Annotated in this window: 1 protein-coding gene and 1 pseudogene; both read right to left on the minus strand. The window is 67.4% G+C overall.

Annotated features, from left to right (window positions below; genetic code table 11):
- On the minus strand, window positions 1-827 hold an 827-nt coding region (locus B146_RS0124505; RefSeq protein ID WP_019999112.1), incomplete at its 3' end, for an ABC transporter permease.
- Between the two features lie 5 nt (window positions 828-832).
- A pseudogene (locus B146_RS29475) lies at window positions 833-1,204 on the minus strand (sugar ABC transporter ATP-binding protein); the annotation flags it as partial.

The raw sequence follows: 1,204 nt of genomic DNA on the forward strand, positions 1-1,204 counted from the left end.
ACCACCGACCCCTTGCCACCCATCAGCGAGGCGCCGCCGATCGCCGCCGCCGCGATCGCGTCGAGTTCCCAGAGATTGCCGAGCGTCGGGTCCGCCGCACCAAGGCGCCCCACGAGAATGAGGCCGGCGATGGAGGCGAGGCCTCCGGAAATGACATAGGCCGCGATCTTGGTCATCGCCACGGGAACGCCGGCGATGTGCGAAGCCTCCTCGTTGCCGCCGACCGCCAGGAAATATTCGCCGAGCGGGGTCTTGTTGAGGACGACCCAGACCATCAGCGCCAGGATGGCCACGAGAACCACGGGCGTCGGGACACCCAGAATGTCACCGTTGAAAAGCGACCGGAACGCCGGCGGGATGCCGAAGATCGGGTTGCCGCCCGTGTAGATCAAAGCCGAGGCCCGGTAGAGCGAAAGTGTGCCGAGCGTGACGATGAAGGGCTGGAGCCCGCCATAGGCGACGAGCGCCCCGTTCACCGCGCCCGCCGCCATGCCGAACAGGATCGCGGCGGGAATGGCGAAGACGATCGGCGTGCCGCCGACCATCAGGGCGGCGGCCGCAACGGCCGCGATGGCCGCGGTCGGGCCGACCGACAGATCGATGCCGCCCGAGATGATCACGAGCGTCATGCCGAGCGCCACGCAGGCATTGATCGAGGACTGCTGAAGGATGTTGAGGATGTTGCGTTCGGTCAAAAAGTTGGGGCTGAGCGCCGCGAAGACGCCGATGATCACGAGAAGCCCGATCAATGTGCCCGCGTCGCGCAGGCCGAAGCCGAGCTTGAAGCCGTGCTTGGGAGCGGCGGGAAGGCTGTCGGTGGAGGTCATGAGCGTCACTGCCCCGAACGGGAGGAATGGGAGGAGGAACGGGCGGACTGCGGAACGGCGAGGGCGACGATCGCCTCCTCGCTGATCGCGTCCCGCTCCAGGATGCCGGCGACCGCGCCTTCGCGCATCACGAGCACGCGGTCGGAAACACGCAGAATTTCGGGGAGTTCGGACGAGACGACGATCGCCGAGCGTCCTTCGGCGGCGAGGCGCTCGATCAGGGCGTAGATCTCGGCCTTGGCGCCGACGTCGATGCCACGTGTCGGCTCGTCGAACAGGAGGATGCGGGCGCCTGCCGCGATCCAGCGACCTATGATCGCCTTCTGCTGGTTGCCGCCGGAGAACTGGCCGATCGGACGTTCGACGTCGAGCGGGCG

This window comes from Aureimonas ureilytica DSM 18598 = NBRC 106430 (genome assembly GCF_000382705.1).
Taxonomy (GTDB): Bacteria; Pseudomonadota; Alphaproteobacteria; order Rhizobiales; family Rhizobiaceae; genus Aureimonas; species Aureimonas ureilytica.